Origin of the sequence: Photorhabdus sp. RW14-46 (assembly GCF_963887965.1) — a bacterium.
GTDB lineage: Bacteria > Pseudomonadota > Gammaproteobacteria > Enterobacterales > Enterobacteriaceae > Photorhabdus > Photorhabdus laumondii.
On the sequence record NZ_CAWPHH010000083.1, the window covers coordinates 1 to 2,569 of the forward strand.

Here is a 2,569-nt window from a genome sequence, read left to right on the forward strand (position 1 = left end):
AAAAGGCACGTCGGGGAAAAAAAAGTGGCGGGGACAAAATGGTCGCAATGCTTCCTTGTGAAAGCCATGCCCTGCGCGGGCTGGCTCTGCCCAACGGGTATGACTGCCTCGGAGATGATGCCCCTTCGCCGGTCAGTATGAAGACGAAGAAAGCGGTTTATTTTATAATCGGCACCGTTATTACGAGAGTGATACAGGCCAGTACTTATCGCCGGATCCTTTGAATCTTAGTGGTGGCATTAACCCGTACGGGTATGTCCATGATCCGGTCAATTGGATAGATCCTCTGGGGTTAGCGGGGTGCCCGGGGGCTAAATATCAACCTGAAGAAGTTTTGGGTAGGAAAGTCTATAAAAATACACAAGATATAAATCCCGGCGCTCCTGAATTTGTTCATAATAGTGTGCACCCTGCTATTCGTAAAAGATTAGCTAATGGATGGACTAACCGTGATCTGATGCAAAATGGTTATGCACCTATCGGCCCTGATGGGAAACAAATAAACTTGCATCATGTTATTGGACAGGAACCTGGTCCAATGGTTGAAATTGTGGCCTCAACCCACAAAAAATACCATAAGCCATTACATGGATTAATTGAAAATGGGAAAAGTTTTAGACGAAATGGGAATCTTGCTTCACAATATGATACTTTCAGGAAAAATTACTGGAAACTGAGGGCAGAAGACTTTAAATAAGGCTTTGCATTATGAATAAAATAGAGTTATTAATCAAAGAATTATCTTCATCAGAAAAACACGAGGTTGACTGGTTAGGTGGTGCTGATCAGGAGCAAATTACTATATTAGAGGAAGCATTATGTGCAAAATTGCCAGAGGATTTCAAAATATTCCTAAATAAGGTTGGTGGTGGTGGTGTAGTTGACCAGGAATTATCTGGAATAGAAAATAATGATGCCTTAATTGATTATGGTGGAAATATATATTACGATACTATTTATTGTAGATCCGAATTTTCTTTACCTGAGAAATTAGTAGTAATATATTTCTACGATGACGATATCTGTTGGTGCATAGATACTTCTGAAAGTAACTTTGGAAAAGTAGTGAATTATAATTTATTTGATAGAAAAGTAGATGGCATTTTATCTTCTAATTTCACAGATTTTTTTGAAGAATACGTTAAATTAAGGACACAGTAACCTTATAGAAATAGGCCGGAAAGATTACAGCATCTTTCCGGCATTCTATTACTGAATAATGATCTCATTAAATGCCTGTCTAAAAGGGATTGTTCATTCAGTTAGCTAATCCACTCTCTATAATCGTTTTAGGTATTACGATAACGAGATCGGGCAATACCTCTGTGCCGATCCTACGGGCCTCTGGGGTGGTGAGAATACCTATAGCTATGTGCAAAATCCGACCGGATGGATTGATCCGCTGGGGCTAGCGGGGTGTTCGACATTAACGGTTAATAAGCCAAAGATTTTAAGCAACCCTAACTTATCTGATGCAGAACGGAAGTTTCTTGAGAGAGAATTTAGGATAAAACAAAATGCATTAAGCAGAGCAGCTAAACGAGGTGAATTAGTTTGGTCTCCAGGCACACATGATGTAAGGATTTCATCTTTACAAAATTCTTATAGAAAAGCAGTGGCAGAACGCTATGAAAGAATGTTCAATAAGGCTCCTGATCTATCAAAACTTAATGCTGACCATCCAGTAGACCTTATAGTAGGTCGTTCTGCAACACAAAGGCTAAAAATGCTCAATGAGTCCATTAATAAAAGTGTTGGTAGCTCTTTAAAAAATGCTGGCAGGAAAGCAGGATTAAAAGCTGGCGATAAAATTAGTGAAATAATATTCATTTGAGGATGATTTCAATGAACGATTCTTTTTTTTCACAACGGATACAGCAACTTTAGCTATATTTGATTTACAAGCAATAAAACACAGAATAACAGATACTCCTGATTGGTGGAGTATTCCAGACGATGAATTAAAAGAAGTAAATGAAGGCAATATTGCTTTTTTTGGCTTAAGAGATGATGGCGATTATGTAATTGAAATTATTGATAATATTGAACAGCCAGATATTAGTTTGAACATAAAGGCACCATCGGGAAAAATATTCATTGGTGCCGGGGAAGATACCACAGGAGGAGATTTAGAACCTGATGATTCAGAATATATTTCAGGAAAGAAGATATCTTTAGAAAAAGGAAATTATCTGATCTTATTAAAGAAAAATGAAAACAACATACAGATATCATTTATAAAAAGTCAGTATTTTTCAAATAACCTTCAGGAGCCTATTAGATTAGGTTAATTCAAGTAGGGCAGAAGATCTTACAGATCTTCTGCCCTGATTAATGATCTACCGTGGCGCATACCCACAGTATGCCAGTGCCGACTGGAGCTTATCGATAGTATATTTATAAGAGAATGAATCCAATGGTTTAATTCCGTCTCAAAAAAATCCAGTTTATTGTCAAGGTTATATTTCTTAGAAAATGAAATTTTCTTTATCCATGAGCAGGACAATATGATTGGAATGATTCTTAATGATGCTTTTCATCCACATGAAGAAAATATGATTTTAAAAAA

At 37.1% G+C, this 2,569-nt stretch carries 3 protein-coding genes and 3 pseudogenes; all 6 read left to right on the top strand.

Annotated features, from left to right (window positions below):
• Positions 1-224: hypothetical protein (locus AACQ38_RS23550; RefSeq protein WP_207631977.1), on the top strand; the 224-nt coding region annotated here is incomplete at its 5' end.
• Positions 125-391, top strand: a pseudogene (locus tag AACQ38_RS23555) (RHS repeat-associated core domain-containing protein); the annotation flags it as partial. The gene AACQ38_RS23550 and the pseudogene AACQ38_RS23555, both read left to right, overlap by 100 nt.
• Before the next feature lie 63 nt (positions 392-454).
• Positions 455-697 (top strand): annotated as a pseudogene (locus tag AACQ38_RS23560) (HNH/ENDO VII family nuclease); the annotation flags it as partial.
• Between the two features lie 11 nt (positions 698-708).
• A complete protein-coding gene (locus AACQ38_RS23565) occupies positions 709-1,161 on the top strand; it encodes an SMI1/KNR4 family protein (RefSeq protein ID WP_165579221.1) in 453 nt (150 codons plus the stop codon).
• A 211-nt stretch (positions 1,162-1,372) separates the two neighbouring features.
• Positions 1,373-1,834: a hypothetical protein gene (locus AACQ38_RS24260; protein ID WP_445260641.1), complete on the top strand. Its 462-nt coding sequence runs from the start codon at positions 1,373-1,375 to the stop codon at positions 1,832-1,834.
• Positions 1,835-1,868: 34 nt separating this feature from the next.
• Positions 1,869-2,291 (top strand): annotated as a pseudogene (locus AACQ38_RS23575) (DUF6386 family protein); the annotation flags it as partial.
• Positions 2,292-2,569 lie beyond the last annotated feature (278 nt).